Genomic DNA, 18,731 nt, shown 5'->3' with positions numbered 1-18,731 from the left:
CAAAAGGACACTATCTGGGGTGTGCGCCGCGCGGCGCATTGAGCGTGAGTTCCTTGATGCGATTCAAACATGAAATATATCATTCTGATTTTGCTTATTTTATGCGTCGTCTATGTGCATTACCGCGGGCGGGTTCGCTACAACGTGTGGCGACAGCTGTCTGACCATTCCACCTTTACCGCACCGCTGAACGTCTTTATGTACCTGTTTTCCCGCGTGCCGACCACGCCGTACCTGAAGCCGGAGCAGTTCCCTGAGCTGGCGGTACTGCGGGAGAATTGGGAAACCATCCGCGACGAAGGACAGAAGCTGATGGAGATCCAGCAGATCAAAGCGTCCGATCAGTTCAACGACGCCGGGTTCAACTCGTTCTTCAAGACCGGCTGGAAACGCTTTTATCTGAAATGGTATGAGGACAGCCATCCTTCCGCCATGACCCTGTGCCCGCAGACCACGGAACTGCTGCGCAGCCTGCCTTCGGTCAAGGCGGCGATGTTCGCCGAACTGCCGGACGGCAGCCGTTTGCCGCGTCACCGCGATCCTTACGCCGGTTCGCTGCGTTATCATCTTGGGCTGATTACCCCCAACGATGACCGCTGCTTTATTGAGGTGGACGGCGAGCGCTACAGCTGGCGCGACGGTGAAGGCGTGATGTTCGATGAAACTTACCTGCACTACGCGGAAAATCAGAGCGGGCAGAATCGTCTGATCCTGTTCTGCGACATCGAACGGCCGATGCGCTACCGCTGGGCGCAGGCGGTGAACCACTGGCTGGGGCGCAATCTGATGAGCGCCGCCACCGCGCCGAACGAAGAGGGCGATCGCACCGGCGGCGTCAACTAGATGTTCAAATACATCTATGCGATACGCCGGGTGGGGAAACGCCTGAAGGCCTGGAACCGCACCGGTTATTACATCATCAAGTGGATTTTGTTCGGGGGGATCGCCGCGGCGATATTCTTCTCGGTATAACGAAGACAGGGGCGCACGGTGTGCGCCCCTTTTTGATCAGGCGAAGATAGTCATCATGTAGGCGGCGAACAGCGCCAGGTGGGCGGTGCCGTTCAGCACGTTGGTGCGGCCGGTCGAGAACGACAGCTGGCACAGCAGCAACACCGTCAGCATCACCACGATATGCGGCGTTTGCAGCCCGAAGATCAGCGTCTGCCCGGTCAGGGTGGCGATGATGGTGACCGCCGGTACCGTCAGGGAGATGGTCGCCAACACCGAACCGAAGAACAGGTTCATGGCGCGTTGTACCTGGTTGTTCAACACGGCGCGCAGCGCGCCCAGCCCTTCAGGCGACAGGATCAGCAGCGCCACCAGGAAACCGGTAAACTGCGCCGGCGCATTCATCTTGGTCAGCAGGCCTTCTAGCGGATTGGCGTTGAACTTGGTGACGGCGATAACCGCGATCAGGTGCACGACGAGCCAAGCGGCATGCCAGGCGCTGCTGTGCGAAGAGGGCTTGCCGTGATGCGGGTCACCATCGTCGTCTTCATGCTCATACACGAACAGGCTCTGGTGGGTTTTGGTCTGGATCACCAGGAACACGCCATACATGGCGGCGGAGATCAGCGCCACCAGCAGCGCCTGCCCGGTGCTGAAGTTACCGCCCGGCAGCGCGCTCGGGAACACCAGCACGATCACCGCCAGCGGGAAAATTGCCATCAGATACTGTTTGATGCCGCCCAGGTTGACGTACTGGGTGGCGAACTTGCGCCCGCCGAGCAGCAGCGCGAAACCGACCAGGCCGGCGGAAACGATCATGATGATGGAATACAGCGTGTCGCGCATCAGCGCCGGCGCGGCGTCGCCGGTGGCCATCAGCGCCGAGATCAGGCTGACCTCGAGGATCACCACCGACAGGCTGAGGATCAGCGAGCCGTAGGGTTCCCCCAAACGGTGGGCGAGCACGTCGGCATGGCGCACCACGCTGAAGGCGCTGCTGAGGATCCCCACCAGCGCGAGAATATTGATGCCGACGATCAGCGGAAAGTAAGTGGTGCTGCTCCACAGATTCAACACCACCAGCGCGGCGATGGGGAAGATCAGCGAGTATTCGGTGTGGCGAGATTTGGTGGATCGGCCAGGATCGTGTTGCGACTTCATGAGGGTGGCACTCCTTCTCAAACAGCGTAGCCCGTCAGCGCCGGTCGCCGTGATGCGGCAACTCTGCGTTTCCAGTAGGTATTTTATATTAGGATACACCCACGGCGCCGGTGTGATGTTGTTTTTATCTGAGAAAGCAATTGCTTGCTTTATGTGATCAGGGTAACAAAAAAACCGCACGGGGTGCGGTTTTATTTACTTACTTTTACGCAATAACGCCAATTTTTAACGTTAGATATGAGAAAAGTCGTGTTTACTTATTTAGCATGCGGTTAATCAAGGAAAATACAGCCGTTAGTCGTCAATATTATCCATGATTTCATGCCGTTTATTGTGGTAACCCTCTTCATTTAGCCCCTCACGCCAGTAAGGTACGGCATAAAGACGATTACGATCGCATTGACGTTCACGGCGCAGGTAACGGCGCAGCTCTACCACCAGGCGATCTTCACCGGCGAGCCAGAAGTGCGTTTCGCCCTGCGGCAGGGATTGCGCGCGGAAGCGGGCGATCAGGTCGTCGGTGTTCTCCGTGCCGCCAACGATCCAATTCATCTCAACGCCGGCCGGTTTTCTCAGATCAATCACGTCGGCGGTGCTGTCGACGCGGACGAAAGCGCGCCCGGCGCTGTGCGGCGGCAGATTCTCCAGCAGCGCGGCCAGTGCAGGCAGTGAGGAGGGATCGCCCGCCAGGCAGTAGAAATCGGCCGCCGGCAACATCGGTTTGGGGCCGCCCGGGTTGCTGATGCCGATTTTATCGCCGGCCTTCGCCTGGCGCGCAAAGTCGACCGCCGGGCCCTGGTGATCGTGGATCGCGAACTCGATGTCCACCTCCGCCTGTTCCGGGCGCACGGCGCGAATGGAATAGGTACGCACGATCGGGCGCACGGCGTCCGCCGCCCAGCGGGGGCCGTTTTCGGTCAGCGTCGGCAGATCCGGCTGGGTTTGGCCGGCGAGCGGCAAAAAGACCTTGATGTGCGCAGCGGCGGCGTTGGCCGGGTAGTAGCGCAGATCGGGTGCGGTAAAGGTGATGCGGCGCAGGTGCGGCGTAATGTCCTGTACGGCGCTGACGGCGATCAGGTAGGGGGCGCGTGAGCGAGGGGCTTCGGTAGTCACGGGGATCTCCTTATAGTTCGTTTGGCGGTGAGTATATCATGCCGTTTGATAATGAGAATTGTTTGCTCATTGAGGCGCAACGGCGTGTGAGCTAGGCTTAAGGTTCACGGAATACGCACGGGAGGACGTGATGCCATACCAAGACACGAACGACTTGCCGGACAATGTGAAGCATGTACTGCCGGCCCATGCTCAGGCGATCTATAAAGAAGCGTTCAACAGCGCCTGGCAACAATACCGGGATCCTGAAGACCGACGCGGTGACGACAGCCGGGAGGAGACGGCGCACAAGGTGGCCTGGGCGGCGGTCAAGCAAAGCTATCGCAAGGGCGACGATGAGCGTTGGCACAAAAAGTAACGCTTTATGGCCTGATAAAATCGCGCAGACGTTATGCTGACCCGGCAATTAATATTATTGCTGCTCAGTACAAATACTTTTCCACGTTAACACCGCTTTGCAACTTGATTGCGCGGCGGGAAAAGAATATGGTCATTATTAATCGGCGCGGTTATTGAATTAATAAAATTCCGCACCTAAAAATATAATTGCAAAGGTTCAGTAGTGGCGAGGGAGGACGAGAAATCGTATTCCCGGGAGGTTGTAACAGTGTTAACGCGAGATTTTCTGCAAAAAGCGGATTGCAAAACCGCATTCGGCGCTATTGAGGAGTCGCTGTTGCTGACGCCTGAACAGCGCGCAGCCTCGCTGGATTGCACGTTATCGCGCCGGCCGGATCACAGCCCGGTTTGGGTATTCGGTTACGGTTCGCTGATGTGGAACCCGGTTTTTGAATCGGAAGAAGTGCGGCCTGCCATGCTGCAGGGCTGGCACCGGGCGTTCTGCATGCGCTTGACCGCCGGGCGCGGCACGCTGCATCAGCCGGGGCGCATGCTGGCGCTGAAAGAGGGCGGCCAGACCACCGGATTGGCCTTCCGTCTGCCGGAAAGCAAGCTGCGCGAAGAGCTGGAGCTGCTGTGGAAGCGCGAAATGATCACCGATTGCTACGTGCCGACCTGGTGTGAGCTGCAGCTGGAGGGCGGTGAGGTTGTCACTGCGCTGGTGTTCGTGATGAACGCGCAGCACCCGCTGTTTGAAGCAGACACCAGCCACCAGGTGATCGCGCCATTGATCGCCAGCGCCAGCGGTCCGCTGGGCACCAACGCGCAATACCTGTTTGCGCTGGATAACGAGCTGAAGCACCACGGCATGCAGGATGATTGCATCGGCGATCTGGTGCGCTATGTACAGCAATGGTTGCAGCAGAACCGGCCCGGCGCTTTCGGGGCGGAGGCCACGGCCTGAGGCGTTGGCAGGGTGGCAAACAGTGAAGGGCTCAGCACGCTGAGCCCTTTTTCATATATCTAATACCTCTATTTAATAACTTTATTCTGCATGATTATCTAAGGCGCTTTCTTTGTATGGTTATTTATCTCGTTATTTTTAAAGCCATTCATCATTTTCCCCCGGCGTCATCCCCCAAGAGTAACGATAAATAATTCACTTAGTATTAAATTGCATAACTAAAGGCTATTTTTTATTTGTTCAGCCCCGCAGGACTCCGTATCAATATGGCAAACGCTACCGCAAGAAACAGGGAGACGGGGATGAACTTTCAACAATTAAAAATTATTCGCGAATCGGCGCGCTGCAACTACAACCTGACCGAGGTCGCCAATACCTTATTTACTTCGCAGTCCGGCGTCAGCCGGCATATTCGCGAGCTGGAAGAAGAGCTGGGCATTGAAATATTCATTCGTCGCGGCAAGCGGCTGCTGGGCATGACCGAACCCGGCAAAGAGCTGCTGGTGGTAGCGGAACGCATTCTCAACGACGCCAATATCATCCGTCGCCTGGCGGACGTCTTCAGCAGCAACGATTCGGGGCAGCTGCATATCGCGACGACGCATACCCAGGCGCGCTACAGCCTGCCGGGGGTCATCAAAGAGTTTCGCGCGCTTTACCCGCGGGTGCGGGTGGTGCTCAATCAGGGCAGCCCGGAGGAGATCGTCTCGATGCTGGCCGCCGGCGAAGCCGATATCGGCATCGCCAGCGAACGGCTGATGAGCGACGAATCGCTGGCGGCGTTCCCTTACTATCGCTGGCATCACACCATTCTGGTGCCGGAAGGGCACGAGTTGACGCGTCAGCCGCAGGTGACGCTGGAGATGCTCAGCACCTTGCCGCTGATCACTTACCGTCAGGGGATTACCGGGCGCGCGAAGCTGGATGCGGCGTTCAAAGCGGCGGGCCTGACGCCGGACATCGCGCTCAGTGCGCAGGATTCCGACGTGATTAAAACTTACGTCGAGCTGGGGTTGGGCGTGGGTGTGCTGGCGGACATGTCGTATGAAAAAGAGCGCGATCGCGGGTTGGTGAGCCTCAACGCCGAGCACCTGTTTGAACCCAATACGGTATGGCTGGGCCTGAAACGCAGCCAGCTGCAGCGCAACTATGCCTGGCGTTTTATCCAGCTGTGCAATCCGACGCTGTCGCTGACCGAAATCAAGGACAAGGTCTTCTCATCGCAGCTGGATGCGGTGATTGACTACCAGATTTAGTCGGACAGCTGGGCCCCGCCGGATAGCCACAGGGAAGGGGGATTAGTCGTCGGTACGTTCGATCAGGTGACGTTTACTTTTTCTGAACGGGCCGATGGCTTCCCATTCCGGGAGTTCTTCAGGCGGACGCGGGTTGGCCATCTCCCAGCGATGGTGTTGGCGCAAAATCTCGATGGCGATGCGTTTTTGCTCTTGAATGGAGAGCGTAGGGTCGGTCAGATCCTTATTTTCCATTTTGGCTTCCTTTCTGTTCGTTATTTATACGCACCTTATCACATTTGGCCCCGTACTTTTCCAGCGATGGTATGTACTTTTTCAGTGCGTTGAAGCTGGTTTTACATGTCATGGTACCGGGTATTACTTCAAAGGCAGCCTGACGAGTATACAGCGCCAACACGCGGTGATTGATTGCGTGGCTGATAAGTATGTCCGGCGGAGGCACCGGCGTCAGCCTCTGCTCTTGCAGGTTCAGGCCATACAGATACAGCACCTGCAAGCAGTTGCGCAGCATATTGCCTTTCAGGGGATGTTGCGCTTCACGCAGGGAGAAATTCTCCAACGCGACAAGTTCGATAACGTTCTCTGCCTGGAGATAACGGCACAGGCAAAAGCCGGCGCGGCTCAGCGGGCTGGCCATTTGCCGATAGACGAAAGCGAAACTCATCGGCGTTTGGGCATGATATTTAAAAAGAGAGCGCCAATTTAACGTATGCCCGTTTTTTCTGCCTTTTTGCCAGCGCCGGTCTTTTACCGTCAGACGAGTCATAAACAGATCCGACTCAAGCAGGACGCTGTTCATGTCTGCCAGTGTTTGCTCTATCGCTCTCTCATGCCGGTGTAAGACGCCATTTTCTGGTGGATGGTTTTCCATTTTCCCGTCCCTTGGGTGACCGAGCTCACGTTAATCACCCAATGAAACAGACTCAAACCCCGCGTTTCACCGCTGCGAACTGCGCCGCAAAGACAGTTATCCATTGCGGCCAGGTGCCGTGAGAGTGCGATCTGGCGTGCAATACTCTCTCTAATAATCAAAACCCCATCTATATACATAAAAAGAATATCTATAGTGATTTAAGTACCTTCAGCTGCCGATCGTGCTCGCATACACTCGCGAAATTATTATAAATTCCATCTGCTTGGAGAGTTTCAGATGAAAGCGCTCGTTCCTTCTTTGCTGTTTTTGGCCGTGGCGGCCAGCGTTAACGCGCAGGCGGCGACGCCGGCCAACACGCTGGTGATCGCGCAGTCTATCGATGACGTGGTCAGCTTTGACCCGGCCCAGGGATTTGAGTTGACCACGGTGCAGTCGTTCAACAGCCTGTATCAGCGTTTGATCCAGTCCGATCCACACAACCCTATCGATCTGAAACCGACATTGGCCAGCAGCTGGCAGGCCGGCGCCGACAATCGCAGCCTGACTTTCAGCCTGCGCCCGGACGCCAGGTTCGCCAGTGGCAATCCGCTGCGGCCGGAAGACGTGATCTTCTCGCTTTCGCGGGTGGTGAAACTGAATCTGGAGCCGTCGTTTATCCTGACGCAGCTGGGCTGGAACGCGAAGAACGTGGAGCAACACCTGAGCAAGGTGGATGACCACCAGGTAAAAATCAGCTGGAGTGAAAACGTCAGCCCGGCCTTCGTGCTCAGCCTGCTGTCGGCGCCGGTATCGTCGATCGTCGACGCCAAAGAGGCGCTGGCGCACCAGCAGGGCGACGATCTGGGGCACCAATGGTTGAACAGCCACTCCGCCGGCAGCGGCCCTTATAAAATCCGCACCTATGTGCCGCACGAAGTGGTGGTGCTGGACGCCAACCCAGGCTCGCCGGAAGGGGCGCCGACGCTGAAAACCATCCTGATCAAAAACGTGCCCGATCCGGCCGCGCGCCGCTTGCTGATCGAGCAGGGCGATGCCGATATCGCGCGCAACCTGGGGGCAGACCAGATGGCGGCCTTAAAGGGCAAGCCGGGCGTCAAACCCCTGGCGATTCCTTACGCTTCGCTTTATTTCCTGCAGTTCAACGCCAAGGCGTCACCGGCGCTCGGCAATCCGGCGTTCTGGGAGGCGGCGCGCTGGCTGTTCGATTACAAAGGCATCGCCGACGATCTGCTGAAAGGGCAGTTCCAGAGCCATCAGGCATTCCTGCCGGACGGTTATTTGGGGGCGCTCAAGGATCAGCCGTACAGCTTCAATCCGCAAAAAGCCAAAGAGATACTGGCCAAAGCGGGGCTCAGCAACGTCAGTTTCCGTCTGGACGTCAACAACCAGCCGCCGTACCTGGATATCGCCCAGGCGCTGCAGGCCAGCTTTGCCCAGGGCGGCGTGAAGGTGGAACTGGTGCCGGGCATCAGTTCGCAGGTCTCTACCAAGGTGAAAGCGCTTAACTACGATGCGACGCTGACCTCCTGGGGGCCGGATTATTTCGACCCTAACACCAATGCCGCAGCCTTCGCCTACAACCCGGAAGACGGCAGCAAGACGCTGGCCTGGCGCGCCAACTGGCAGATCCCGGCGCTGAGCAAGCTGACGCTGGCCGCCACCGCGGAAAACGACACCGCCAAACGGGTGGCCGACTACCAGCAACTGCAAAAACAGGTGCAGCAAAGCTCGCCGTTCGTCATCGGCCTGCAGGCGCGCAGCCTGATCGCGGTGCGTGACAACCTCAAGGGTTATGTGCAGGGCATCAACCCTGACATGGTGTTCTACAGCAAGGTCAGCAAGTAATGGCCGCTGAACTGTCCGCCAGCGCCGGGGCGGCCCGGCGGTATTGGCGCTGGGGCGGGCGGCTGCTCGGCGGCGCGCTGTCGCTGGCGCTGACGTTGCTTGGCCTGCTGCTGTTCACCTTCATGCTGTCGCACCTGGCGCCGATCGATCCGGCGCTGCAGGTGGCGGGCGATCACGCCAGTGAAGCCACCTATGCGCAGGTGCGGCACGAGCTGGGATTGGATCAGCCGTTACCGATGCAGTTTTGGCGTTATCTGGTGCACCTGGCGCACGGCGATTTGGGCATTTCGCGCATCACCGCCCAGCCGGTGTTGAGCGATCTGCTGCGTACCTTCCCGGCGACGGTGGAGCTGGCCACCTGCGCCATTATCCTCGGCGCCCTCGGCGGCATTACGCTGGCGTTTCTGGCGGTGCTCAGGCCGGGCAGCTGGCTGGATAACGCGGCGCGTCTGCTGTCGCTGATCGGTTATTCGGTGCCGATTTTCTGGCTGAGCCTGCTCGGGCTGCTGCTGTTCTATGCCACGCTGCACTGGTCGGCGGGGCCGGGGCGGCTCGACGACATCTACTTGTACAGCATGGAGCCGCGCAGCGGTTTCGTGTTGATCGACAGCTGGCTGTCCGGCGATCGCGAAATGTTCTACAACGCCATCGGCCACCTGTGGCTGCCGGTCGTGGCGTTGGCGCTGCTGTCGATGGCGGGCATTACCCGATTGCTGCGCGCGGCGATGCTGGAAGAGTGCAACAAGGAATACGTGACGCTGGCGCGTTCCAAGGGGGCCGGGCGCCTGCGCATTCTGCTGCGCCATGTGTTTCCCAACGTACTGGGCACGCTGATCACCGTACTGTCTCTCTCCTATGCCAGCCTGCTGGAAGGGGCGGTATTGACCGAAACGGTGTTCGCCTGGCCCGGCGTCGGGCGTTATCTGACCTCGGCGCTGTTTGCTGCCGACACGCCGGCGATCCTCGGCGCCACGTTGCTGATCGGCACCTGTTTCGTGCTGTTGAATGCGCTGGCCGACGCCTTGACCTATTTAGTGGATCCGCGAACCCGATGAGCCAATATCTCTCTGAACACGAACCGCAAAGCGAGCCGGCCGTCGGTTACCGCCGCGGTCGGCGCCTGACCACGCTGACGCTGGGCGCGGCACTGGTGGCGATTTTGATCGTCACCGCGCTGCTGGCCCCGTGGCTGGCGCCTTTCGATCCCAATCTGCAGCATATCGAGCTGCGGCTATTGCCGCCTTCCGCCGCACATTGGCTGGGCACCGACGGCTTCGGCCGCGATTTGCTCTCCCGCGTGATTTACGGCGCGCGGCCGACGCTGATTCTGGTGTCGCTGATTCTGGTGTTGACCATACCCATCGGCCTGCTGGTCGGCATTGGCGCCGGTTATCTCGGCGGCTGGGTAGAGCGTATTTTGATGCGCCTGACCGACATTTTCCTGTCGCTGCCGAGCCTGGTGATCGCGCTGGCGTTTGTGGCGGTCATGGGGCCGGGGCTGATGAACGGCGCGCTGGCGCTGGCATTGACCAGCTGGCCGGCCTTTGCCCGCCAGGCGCGGGCCGAAACCCTGGCGCTGCGCCGCAGCGACTATCTGGCGGCGGCGCGCATGCAGGGCATCAACGGGCTGCGGCTGATGGTCGGCCACATTTTGCCCTTATGCCTGCCGAGCGCGGTGGTGCGCGCGGCGCTGAGTCTGGGGGGCATCATCCTGTCCGCTGCCGGTCTGGGGTTCCTCGGCATGGGCGTCGCGCCGCCGACCGCGGAATGGGGCTCGATGGTGGCCGAAGGCAGTAAAGTGATTTTCGACCAATGGTGGGTCGCCGCCGCACCGGGCGGGGCGATCCTGTTCGCCAGCCTGGCGTTTAACCTGCTGGGCGATGGCCTGCGCGACAAAATGGATCCTCGTCATGGGCACTGATAACACCTTATTGACCGTCGAACGCCTGGCGATCGGCGTGCCGGGGCCACAGCCGGTGGCGCTGGTGAAGAATATCTCGTTCAGCATAGGGCGGGAGCGGCTGGCGCTGGTCGGTGAGTCCGGCTCCGGCAAGTCGTTGACCGCGCGTGCGCTGATGGGGCTATTGCCGCCGCCGTTACAGCTGCAGGCGCAGCGCCTGACGTTGGGCGGTGAAGACTTAACGTGCCTGAGCGAGCACCAGTGGAGCCGGCTGCGCGGCGAGCGGGTGGCGATGGTGATGCAAGATCCCAAGCATGCGTTGAATCCCAATCAGCCGATCGGCCGTCAGGTGGAGGAGCCGCTGGTGCTGCATGCAAAGCTGAGTCGCGCCGAGCGGCGTGAAAAAGTGCTGGAGATGCTGGCGGCGGTGGGCTTGCCCGATCCGGCGGCGCTGTGCCGCCACTATCCGCATCAGCTCTCCGGCGGCATGGGGCAGCGGGTGATGCTGGCCATTGCGCTGATCAACGATCCGCAGCTGTTGATTGCCGACGAACCGACTTCGGCGCTGGATCACCAGATGCGTGATCAGGTGCTGCAGCTGATAGACAATCTGGTGGTGCAACGCAATATGGGGCTGATCCTGATCAGCCACGATTTGCAGCAGGTGGCGCACCACTGCGAGCGGGTACTGGTGATGTACAAAGGTGAGCTGTTGGATCAGCTGCCGGCGGCAGAGCTGGCGCAGGCCACGCACCCTTATACCCGCACGCTGTGGGCGTGTCGGCCGAGCCGCGAGACGCGCGGCAAACCGCTGCCGGTGCTGGATCGCGCGCTGTTGGAGACGTTGAAATGAGCGTGATTGCACTGGAGAACCTGAGCGTCAGTCACCGCCAGGGCTACGAACTGCGCACCGTGGTGCATGAGGTTAACCTGCGCATCGAATCGGGCGAGTGTTTCGGGCTGGTTGGGCCTTCCGGCTGCGGCAAGTCCTCTTTGCTGTGGGTGCTGGCCGGGCTGAACGGCAGCTGGCAGGGCAACTTTGAGTTGCTGGGGCGGCGGCTGCAGCCGGGGCAGGCGTTTACCGGCGAACTGCGGCGCGAGGTGCAAATGGTGTTTCAAGATCCCTATGCTTCGCTACACCCCAAACACCGGCTTTTGCGTACGCTGTCGGAGCCGCTCAAGCTGCTGAAGGAAAGCGACATCGAACGTAAAATCAGCGCGGGCTTTCGCCAGGTGGGGTTGGATCCGCGCCTGCTGGATCGCTACCCGCATCAGCTGTCGGGCGGCCAGCGGCAGCGCGTGGCGATCGTGCGCGCATTGTTGCTGCGGCCGAAGCTGCTGTTGCTGGATGAACCGACTTCGGCGTTGGACATGTCGGTGCAGGCGGAGATCCTCAACCTGCTCAACGAGCTGAAACAGGCGGGCGATCTGACTATGGTGCTGGTCAGCCACGATGCGGACGTGATTGACCACATGTGCGATCGTTCGGTGGCGATGGCGCACGGCCGCATCATCGTTTGAACCTATACCCGCCAACGCGGCGGGCATATCCATCTTGGTAATAAATAAAGCAATTTATCGTCGTTCTTCCGTTAATTCTTACCCCCTACACTCGACAAACAGCGCAACCGCGTGATTGTGGAGAGTGTATCGATGAAACGGTTAATCCCAACTTTATTGTATGGCGCGCTGGCGGCCGCTTTCGGTGCGCAGGCCGCCACCCCGCAGGATACCTTGGTGGTGGTCAGTTCTCTGGAGGGCATTATCAGCCTCGATCCGGCGGAGAGTTTTGAAACCGTCAGCTCGGCCAATCTGGTCAACCTTTATCAGCGCCTGGTGGCGCCGGATCGCGCCGCGCCGCAAAAGCTGGCGCCGGACGCCGCAGGCAGTTGGCAAGCGGGCGTCGATGGCCGCAGCCTGACCTTTACCCTGAAACCGCAGCAACGCTTCGCTTCCGGCAATCCGCTGCGGCCCGAAGACGTCATTTTCTCGCTGGTCCGCGCGGTGAAGCTGAACAAGGCGCCGTCGTTTATTCTCGGCGAGTTTGGCTGGACGCCGGATAACGTTGAACAGCAGCTGAAGAAGGTGGGAGATAACCAGGTGCAGCTCCGTTGGCCCGCCAACATCGGCAGCGAGCTGGCGTTGCGGCTGCTGACGGCGAACGTGGCCTCGATCGTGGATGAGAAGCTGCTGAACGAGCACGCGCAGCAGGGGGACTACGGCAATGCCTGGCTGCGCAGCCATTCCGCCGGCGGCGGCCCGTATCGGGTAAACAACTATGTGCCGCACGAGGCGCTGCTGTTCGGCCGCAACGACTTTGCGCCGTCGCCGGCCAGACTGAAAACGGTGTTGTTCAAGAACGTCAGCGACGCCGGCACCCGCCGTTTGTTGCTGCTGAAAGGGGATGCCGACGTGGCCTACGATCTGGGGGCCGATCAGTTCGACTCGCTGCGCAATGTGCCGGGCGTACGCATCGAGCAGGCCGATGCGCCCCGGGTCTATTACCTCGGTTTCAACACCGGCAGCAAAGACAACCCGGCGCTGGGCAATCCGGCACTGTGGCAGGCGGCGCGCTGGCTGGTGGATTATCAGAGCATCGCCGAGCAGCTGTTGAAAGGGCAATATCGGGTGCATCAGGCCTTCTTGCCGCAGGGATTGGACGGGGCGCTCGACGATCGGCCGTTTAGGCTCGACGTGGACAAAGCCAGACAGATCCTGCGCGAGGCCGGCATCGCCGAAGGGACGCGTATCAGTCTGATCGTCATCAACCAGCCGCCGTATACCGACATCGCGCAGGCGTTGCAGGCCAGCTTTGCGCAGGCCGGGCTGCGGCTGGATATCCAGCCGGTGGTGGAGAGCGATCTGTGGGGCAAGATGCGCGGCCGAGATTTTCAGGCAATCTTCACCTACTGGGGCGCCGACTACCTGGATCCAAACACCAACGCCAGCGCCTTTGCCTACAACGTGCCCGGTGGGCCGAAAACCCTGGCCTGGCGCACCCAGTGGGGCATTCCCGCCATCAGCGCGGAAACGCGTGCCGCGGCCGCGGAGGGCAACAGCGCCGCGCGCAGCGCACGTTACGTCACGTTGCAACGTGAACTGCAGGTCAGTTCACCTTATGTGGTGGCTCTGCAGGGGCAAACGCTGGTGGCATTGCGGGACAACGTTGAAGATGCCCGGGTGGATATCGCCAACAGCATGCTGTATCTGGACCGGGTGAGTAAGTAGCGACCGCGCCGCGCGCCTGGCCGGGCTTCTGGCGTGCCAAAGGCCGACAGCGTGTGAAATCGCGTGCTGTTGCAACCGCGAAGCGTGAGAGGTTGTATCAAGGTGAAATAAAATGAAATTTCATAACGAGCTCATGTGGCGGTGATAGATTGGCGCTGAAAGGCGGCGTTGTTTACGCCTTTCAGCGCGGTCGTTCGCAATGATGCGGACACATCACGTCAGGAGAGATTATGGACAATAACGGAAACGCTTCAGTGGAGCGCGCCGCAACCTGGCTCGCCACCGGCGAGGTTGTGACGCCGGAACAGTTTTATCAGGACAGCGACGGAAGCAACTGGGGGCCGGCGATCAACAAAGCGGCGGCGGCGGCGCTGCAAGCCGGCGATACGTTATCCCTGGGCAAACGGGTGTATACGGTCGCCGGGCACGTACTCATTCAGACGACAACGGACATCTACGGCGGCATCGGTTTGCGGGTGGTCGGATTGGGGCGGGAGACCAAAATCGTCAAGACCGCAGACAGCAGCTATACCAATGAACAAGGCGAAACCAAGAAAGCGGTGATCGTGGTGAAAGGCTTCGCCAATCTGACGCTGCACGGCTTGACGTTGCGGGATGATACCGGCGCAGACGATACCCACGGCGTATGGTTCAGCGATCTCAATATGACGAAGTTTGATATCCGTGACATCTACACCAAGGTTGGCGGTTATTCGCTGTTTGTGTCGGGCGACATGTTCATTAACTGGCTGGTGAACGTGCAGATGGAAGCTAACGCCAATCGCCCGGGCGATGGGGTGCTGTGGATGAACAAGTCAGGTACCACCAATTTTATCGACGGGCTCTACGCCGCTCGCGCCAAAGGCACCGCGTTCAGAATTTCAGGGTTTTACTCTACGGTCGGCTCGTTGGCCGCGGATGACTGCATCGGCGATATCTACAATTTCAAAGATTTTAACGGCACGATCAATTCATTGGGCTGCGAGAACCGCAATACGCAGCGCGCCGCCAGTGTCAGCGTGCTGTCCACCAACTTTGCCCAGGGCACGATAGGCAATATCAATATCCAGGACGCGCAGAACGTGGAGAGCGGGGGCGTGCTGTGCCGGTTCATCAACGAATCCCGTTGGGATATCGGTCAGTTGAATCTTTACAGCGGTTCGAAAACGCCTTTCCCGGTGGCGATCGCCGCCTGCAACAACAATACCGAGGTAACCTTCAGTAACGTCTATAACGGCGGTGTCCCGGTGGCCGGCAAAAGCACCGTCGACGTTACGTCGTTTTTAAGCGGGGTCGAAGCGATGTACAGTCTGGGTGAGCGGGCTACTGCCCCTTCCTCCACCAGCAATCATTTGCCGCGCAATATCTCGAAACAGCCATCGTGGACTTTGTTAGGCACCCTGACCGCGCCGGATCGGCAACCCACAACGCACATTACGCTTCAGCAGGGCGTCAACACCAAGGTGCTGGCGTGCGATTTATATATCACGTTCGACCTGTCTTCGCAGGCGACCGCCTTTGTCGTCAATAGAGGCAGCTATAGTGCGAAAAGCGCCTTTATGTTGCGGCGCGCCGGGCCGTTGAGCTGCGAAATATATTATCGCGTCGAGAAGGATTTCGGCTTTGGCAGTTATCAGGTGCAGACTACGCGCGGCAGTTACTGGCGGCCGGACGGCGCTTCGTTGAGCGCGCCCCCCTCCGATGCGTTGGAAATCCGTAGCGACGAGATGTTATCCACGACCAGGCTCACGGCGGTCCAGCCACTGGCCAATCCGACAACGGCCAGCACGGCAGAAGTGGCCGGATTACTCAATCGGCTGATCGAGGCGCTGAAGACCTAACCGAACAACGTCAGCGCGCTTTGGTCGGCGCCCATCAAGAGCTGCAGCCAACCGGCCGCCGCCAGGGCGATACCGAAAGGTTGCGGCGTTCGCCAGCCGCGGCGCGGGTGCCGGCCGTGCGCTACCGCCAGGCCTAACCCGAACGCCGCCGCCAGGCAGACCAACAGCGGCAACGTCGTCCAACCGAGCCAGGCGCCCAGCGCCGCCAACAGTTTGAAATCGCCCTGGCCGATGCCGTTACGCCGCCGCACCTGCCGATAAAGCGCGTTGAGCAGCCACAGCGCCCCGTAGCCGGCTGCCGCACCGATAACCGCATCATCCAGCGGTGCCCAGCGGGCGTCAAGGTTGCACAGCAGCCCGCCCCACAGCAGCGGCTGGGTTAGCCGGTCCGGCAGCCATCGGTGGCGCCCGTCGAGCCAGGCCAGGGCGATCAGCAGCGCCGCAGCCGGTGGCAACCACAGCCGGTGCGCTGCCGAAAGGTCGAAAGGCAGCGTCGCCAACGCCAATCCCAGGGCCGTCAACAGCAGGCTGCGGCGGCGCAATCTCGGTAGGTTGGCGCGTACGGCTACCGTTCGCTCCAGCCGGGTGATGAGTGAGAAGGCGAGCAGGCCGGCCGACAACAGCGCGGTGAAAAACAGCACGTGCCACAGTGAGGAAAGAAACATCAGGGTTCCGTCAGTCGTGAAAAAGATGTTTAAAATAACGGCAAAATGCGTATTTCACCGGGGTGAAATGCGGCGGCCTGCGGGATATGCGCGGTTGCGCGCAGCACGGCCTTACGTATTGCATGGCAAAACAAGCCGCTACGTGTCGGCTCGCAGCGTTACTGCACGTTTTATCGGCAAAATCGGCGCTAAAAGAGTGTGAATTCACCTGCGTTCGGAAGGGGGACGAGTCAAGGATGTGATGTGACGGCGTCACTCTGGCCGATTGGGGTTTATCCTATTGTTTCTGTTCGCCAAGCCGTTAGGCTTTAAGGGAGAGGCGTCCCCGCCAGGCCGGGACGTAAGGTTTTTCAGATCTGTCGCGGGAAAGGCGATAGCCAAGCAGTGGGTTGGCGCGATCCAGGAGGGAGAGAAGCCAACGGTGTCATGACAGACGTGATTCAGACAGGATTTATCAAGACCCAAAAACGATTTTGGCGCCGTCGCCAGGCGGCCTGGCTGGCTGGGCCGCTGATGTGGCTGGCCGGCATGGAGCCCGTGTGCGCTGAATCCCCGCCGGCGCCGGACGCCGTTATTTCTTCCGAACAGCAAGCCGCGGATCCGGCCGAGAACTTGCCGGATCTGGGCGGTGCGCCCGACGACGCCGCGCGTGAAAAACAGTGGGCCGAGATGGCCAAACAGCTCGGCGAGAAAGATCTGAACAACGTTTCACGTCAGCAGATGCGCAGCCGCGCCGAGGATTATTTGCTGGGCCAGGCGGCCGACACGCTGCAGCAACAGGCGCAGGAACTGTTGTCGCCACTGGGTACCGCGCGGCTATCGTTGAAAATGACCGGGGAGGGGGACTTTACCGGCAGCAACGGGCAGTTATTCAGCCCGCTGTACGACGTCGACGGATTGCTGACCTACAGCCAGATCGGCTGGCTGCAGCAAAGCGCTGGGGCGCTGGGCAATTTTGCGCTGGGGCAGCGCTGGATCGTCGGCGACTGGCTGCTGGGCTACAATACGGCGCTAGACAGCGATTTCGCCCGGCAGCGCAATCGTGGCAGCGTCGGTGCGGAAGCCTGGGGAGACTACCTGCGTTTCTCCACCAACTATTACTACCCGCTGTCGGCGCTGTCGCAGCAGCCCGGCGATGGGGTGTTTTTCAGCCGCCCGGCACGCGGTTACGACATCACGACGCAAGGCTACCTGCCGTTTTACCGCCAGATCGGCGGTTCGCTCAGCTATGAGCAGTACCTGGGCGACAATGTCGATCTGTTCGGCAGCGGCAAAAAGCAAAGCGATCCGCGCGCCATGCAGCTGGGGCTCAATTACACCCCGGTACCGCTGGTGACGATGAAGGCGTTGCACAAGATTGGCGCGGGCGGGCAGAGCCAGGAGCAGGTTGAATTGGCGTTGAGCTATCGGCTCGGGGTGCCGCTGGTGAAGCAGATTTCGCCGGAGTATGTGGCGCAGGCCAAGTCGCTGCGCGGCAGCCGTTACGATCCTATCGAACGCAAGAACGTGCCGGTGCTGGAGTTCCGCCAGCGCAAGACGCTGCAGGTGTTCCTGGCCACGCCGCCGTGGAGCCTGCAGGCGGGAGAAACCGTGCCGCTGGTGCTGGAAATCAAGGCGTTGAACGGGATTTCTCATGTCAGTTGGCAGGGGGATACGCAGGCACTGAGCCTGACGCCGCCGCACAACGCCAACGATCCGCAGGGCTGGACGGCGATCGTGCCGCCGTGGGACGACGCGCCGGACGCCGTCAACAGCTACCGGCTGGCGGTCACGCTGGAGGACGATAAACAGCAGCGCGTGACCTCGAACTGGATAGCGCTGAAAGTGGCGCCGCCGCTGACCGCGACCTCTGGGGAAGACGCGGGCCTGCCGCCGATCAAAACCCTGACGCCGCCGCCCATTCCGGCGCAAACCGGGCCGCTGTACGGTGGCGATTAACCGTTTTTACCCTGCAGCACCCACACGGCCGCCTCGACGCGGGATTTTAGCTTCATCTTCTTCAGCAGGTGTTTGACGTGTACCTTGACGGTGCTTTCGGTGATGGTCAGGCGGCGGGCGATCAGCTTGTTCGGCAGCCCCTGAGCGATCAGCTTCAGGATATCTCGCTCGCGCGGCGTCAATTGCTGAATATCGCGATCGGCGCTGGGGCGGTTTTCCCGCAGGCTGGCGGCGAGGATCGGCGTCAGCGTCTCGCTGAGCACCATCTGCCCGGCCGCGGCCTGATGCAGCGCCTTCAGCAAATCCTCCGGCTCCATGTCTTTCAACAAGTAACCGTCGGCGCCGCGCTTGAGCGCGCTGACGACGTCGTCTTCATGGTTGGACACGCTGAACACCACGACGCGCCCTGACAGGTCGGTTTGGCGCAGGCGATCCAGCGTTTCCAGCCCGTTGATGCCGGGCATGTTCAGATCGAGCAGGATCAGATCCGGATCGTGCTGTTCCGCCAGCGCGACCCCTTGCTCACCGTTGCTGGCTTCGGCGATGACCTGCAGGCGAGCGTCCATGCCAATCAGCTGTTTTACGCCGTTGCGCAGCATCGGGTGGTCGTCGATCAGTAAGATTGTGGCGGCGGTTTCTGTCGTCATGGTGTCTCC

General features: G+C 60.2%; 17 protein-coding genes and 1 pseudogene. 12 read left to right on the top strand and 6 right to left on the bottom strand.

Annotated features, from left to right (window positions below; translation table 11 throughout):
• The first annotated feature begins 69 nt into the window (after positions 1-69).
• Positions 70-972, top strand: a pseudogene (gene lpxO, locus AC4PR2_RS00810) (lipid A hydroxylase LpxO).
• A gap of 36 nt (positions 973-1,008) precedes the next feature.
• Here the strand turns inward: lpxO and chaA are convergent.
• Positions 1,009-2,112, bottom strand: coding sequence for a sodium-potassium/proton antiporter ChaA (chaA, locus tag AC4PR2_RS00805; RefSeq protein WP_060424093.1), 1,104 nt, complete (start codon positions 2,110-2,112; stop codon positions 1,009-1,011).
• 294 nt (positions 2,113-2,406) lie between these two features.
• On the bottom strand, positions 2,407-3,225 hold the full coding sequence (locus AC4PR2_RS00800; protein WP_070914671.1) for a siderophore-interacting protein: 819 nt from the start codon (positions 3,223-3,225) through the stop codon (positions 2,407-2,409).
• A 130-nt stretch (positions 3,226-3,355) separates the two neighbouring features.
• Here AC4PR2_RS00800 and chaB point away from each other — a divergent pair, with 130 nt between their 5' ends.
• The 3 genes from chaB (at position 3,356) to cbl (ending at position 5,784) form a co-directional block, all read left to right on the top strand.
• Positions 3,356-3,583 (top strand): putative cation transport regulator ChaB, encoded by a 228-nt coding sequence (chaB, locus tag AC4PR2_RS00795; protein ID WP_049202016.1) that lies wholly within the window; start codon positions 3,356-3,358, stop codon positions 3,581-3,583.
• A 249-nt stretch (positions 3,584-3,832) separates the two neighbouring features.
• A complete protein-coding gene (locus AC4PR2_RS00790) occupies positions 3,833-4,528 on the top strand; it encodes a gamma-glutamylcyclotransferase (protein ID WP_049202018.1) in 696 nt (231 codons plus the stop codon).
• A 302-nt stretch (positions 4,529-4,830) separates the two neighbouring features.
• A complete protein-coding gene (gene cbl, locus AC4PR2_RS00785) occupies positions 4,831-5,784 on the top strand; it encodes an HTH-type transcriptional regulator Cbl (protein ID WP_492174820.1) in 954 nt (317 codons plus the stop codon).
• A gap of 42 nt (positions 5,785-5,826) precedes the next feature.
• On the opposite strand, the gene AC4PR2_RS00780 is transcribed toward cbl, so the two are convergent.
• Positions 5,827-6,018 (bottom strand): hypothetical protein, encoded by a 192-nt coding sequence (locus AC4PR2_RS00780; protein ID WP_033634949.1) that lies wholly within the window; start codon positions 6,016-6,018, stop codon positions 5,827-5,829.
• Positions 6,008-6,655: a hypothetical protein gene (locus tag AC4PR2_RS00775; RefSeq protein ID WP_492174819.1), complete on the bottom strand. Its 648-nt coding sequence runs from the start codon at positions 6,653-6,655 to the stop codon at positions 6,008-6,010. Before AC4PR2_RS00775 ends, AC4PR2_RS00780 begins: the two co-directional genes overlap by 11 nt.
• A 279-nt stretch (positions 6,656-6,934) precedes the next feature.
• Between AC4PR2_RS00775 and AC4PR2_RS00770 the strand changes: the two genes are divergently transcribed.
• The 7 genes from AC4PR2_RS00770 (at position 6,935) to AC4PR2_RS00740 (ending at position 15,472) form a co-directional block, all read left to right on the top strand.
• Positions 6,935-8,503 carry an ABC transporter substrate-binding protein gene (locus AC4PR2_RS00770; RefSeq protein ID WP_049271726.1) on the top strand — a complete coding sequence of 523 codons (1,569 nt, stop codon included), beginning with the start codon at positions 6,935-6,937 and terminating at the stop codon, positions 8,501-8,503.
• A complete protein-coding gene (locus tag AC4PR2_RS00765) occupies positions 8,503-9,558 on the top strand; it encodes an ABC transporter permease (RefSeq protein ID WP_060439732.1) in 1,056 nt (351 codons plus the stop codon). The genes AC4PR2_RS00770 and AC4PR2_RS00765 overlap by 1 nt, the downstream gene beginning before the upstream one ends.
• Positions 9,555-10,424 carry an ABC transporter permease gene (locus AC4PR2_RS00760; RefSeq protein WP_033647740.1) on the top strand — a complete coding sequence of 290 codons (870 nt, stop codon included), beginning with the start codon at positions 9,555-9,557 and terminating at the stop codon, positions 10,422-10,424. The genes AC4PR2_RS00765 and AC4PR2_RS00760 overlap by 4 nt, the downstream gene beginning before the upstream one ends.
• Entirely contained in the window at positions 10,414-11,256 is an 843-nt protein-coding gene (locus tag AC4PR2_RS00755) for an ABC transporter ATP-binding protein (RefSeq protein ID WP_336948532.1), read from the top strand. Before AC4PR2_RS00760 ends, AC4PR2_RS00755 begins: the two co-directional genes overlap by 11 nt.
• Positions 11,253-11,924 (top strand): ABC transporter ATP-binding protein, encoded by a 672-nt coding sequence (locus AC4PR2_RS00750; protein WP_070914674.1) that lies wholly within the window; start codon positions 11,253-11,255, stop codon positions 11,922-11,924. The genes AC4PR2_RS00755 and AC4PR2_RS00750 overlap by 4 nt, the downstream gene beginning before the upstream one ends.
• A 132-nt stretch (positions 11,925-12,056) precedes the next feature.
• Positions 12,057-13,631 (top strand): ABC transporter substrate-binding protein, encoded by a 1,575-nt coding sequence (locus tag AC4PR2_RS00745; protein ID WP_070914675.1) that lies wholly within the window; start codon positions 12,057-12,059, stop codon positions 13,629-13,631.
• A 230-nt stretch (positions 13,632-13,861) separates the two neighbouring features.
• A complete protein-coding gene (locus tag AC4PR2_RS00740) occupies positions 13,862-15,472 on the top strand; it encodes a hypothetical protein (RefSeq protein ID WP_443014390.1) in 1,611 nt (536 codons plus the stop codon).
• Here AC4PR2_RS00740 and AC4PR2_RS00735 read toward each other — a convergent pair.
• Positions 15,469-16,137 carry a prepilin peptidase gene (locus tag AC4PR2_RS00735; RefSeq protein WP_070914677.1) on the bottom strand — a complete coding sequence of 223 codons (669 nt, stop codon included), beginning with the start codon at positions 16,135-16,137 and terminating at the stop codon, positions 15,469-15,471. The two genes, AC4PR2_RS00740 and AC4PR2_RS00735, sit on opposite strands and share 4 nt — an antisense overlap.
• 426 nt (positions 16,138-16,563) lie before the next feature.
• On the opposite strand from AC4PR2_RS00735, the gene AC4PR2_RS00730 reads away from it, so the two are divergent.
• Positions 16,564-18,075, top strand: coding sequence for a YchO/YchP family invasin (locus AC4PR2_RS00730; RefSeq protein WP_443014389.1), 1,512 nt, complete (start codon positions 16,564-16,566; stop codon positions 18,073-18,075).
• Here AC4PR2_RS00730 and narL read toward each other — a convergent pair.
• Positions 18,072-18,722 carry a two-component system response regulator NarL gene (gene narL / locus AC4PR2_RS00725; protein ID WP_004934684.1) on the bottom strand — a complete coding sequence of 217 codons (651 nt, stop codon included), beginning with the start codon at positions 18,720-18,722 and terminating at the stop codon, positions 18,072-18,074. The two genes, AC4PR2_RS00730 and narL, sit on opposite strands and share 4 nt — an antisense overlap.
• Positions 18,723-18,731: the final 9 nt, after the last annotated feature.

The sequence above is a fragment of the Serratia sp. A07 genome, from assembly GCF_058725505.1.
The sequence above is the reverse complement of the archived record's forward strand: the minus strand, read 5'-3'. Positions and strand labels throughout refer to the sequence as shown.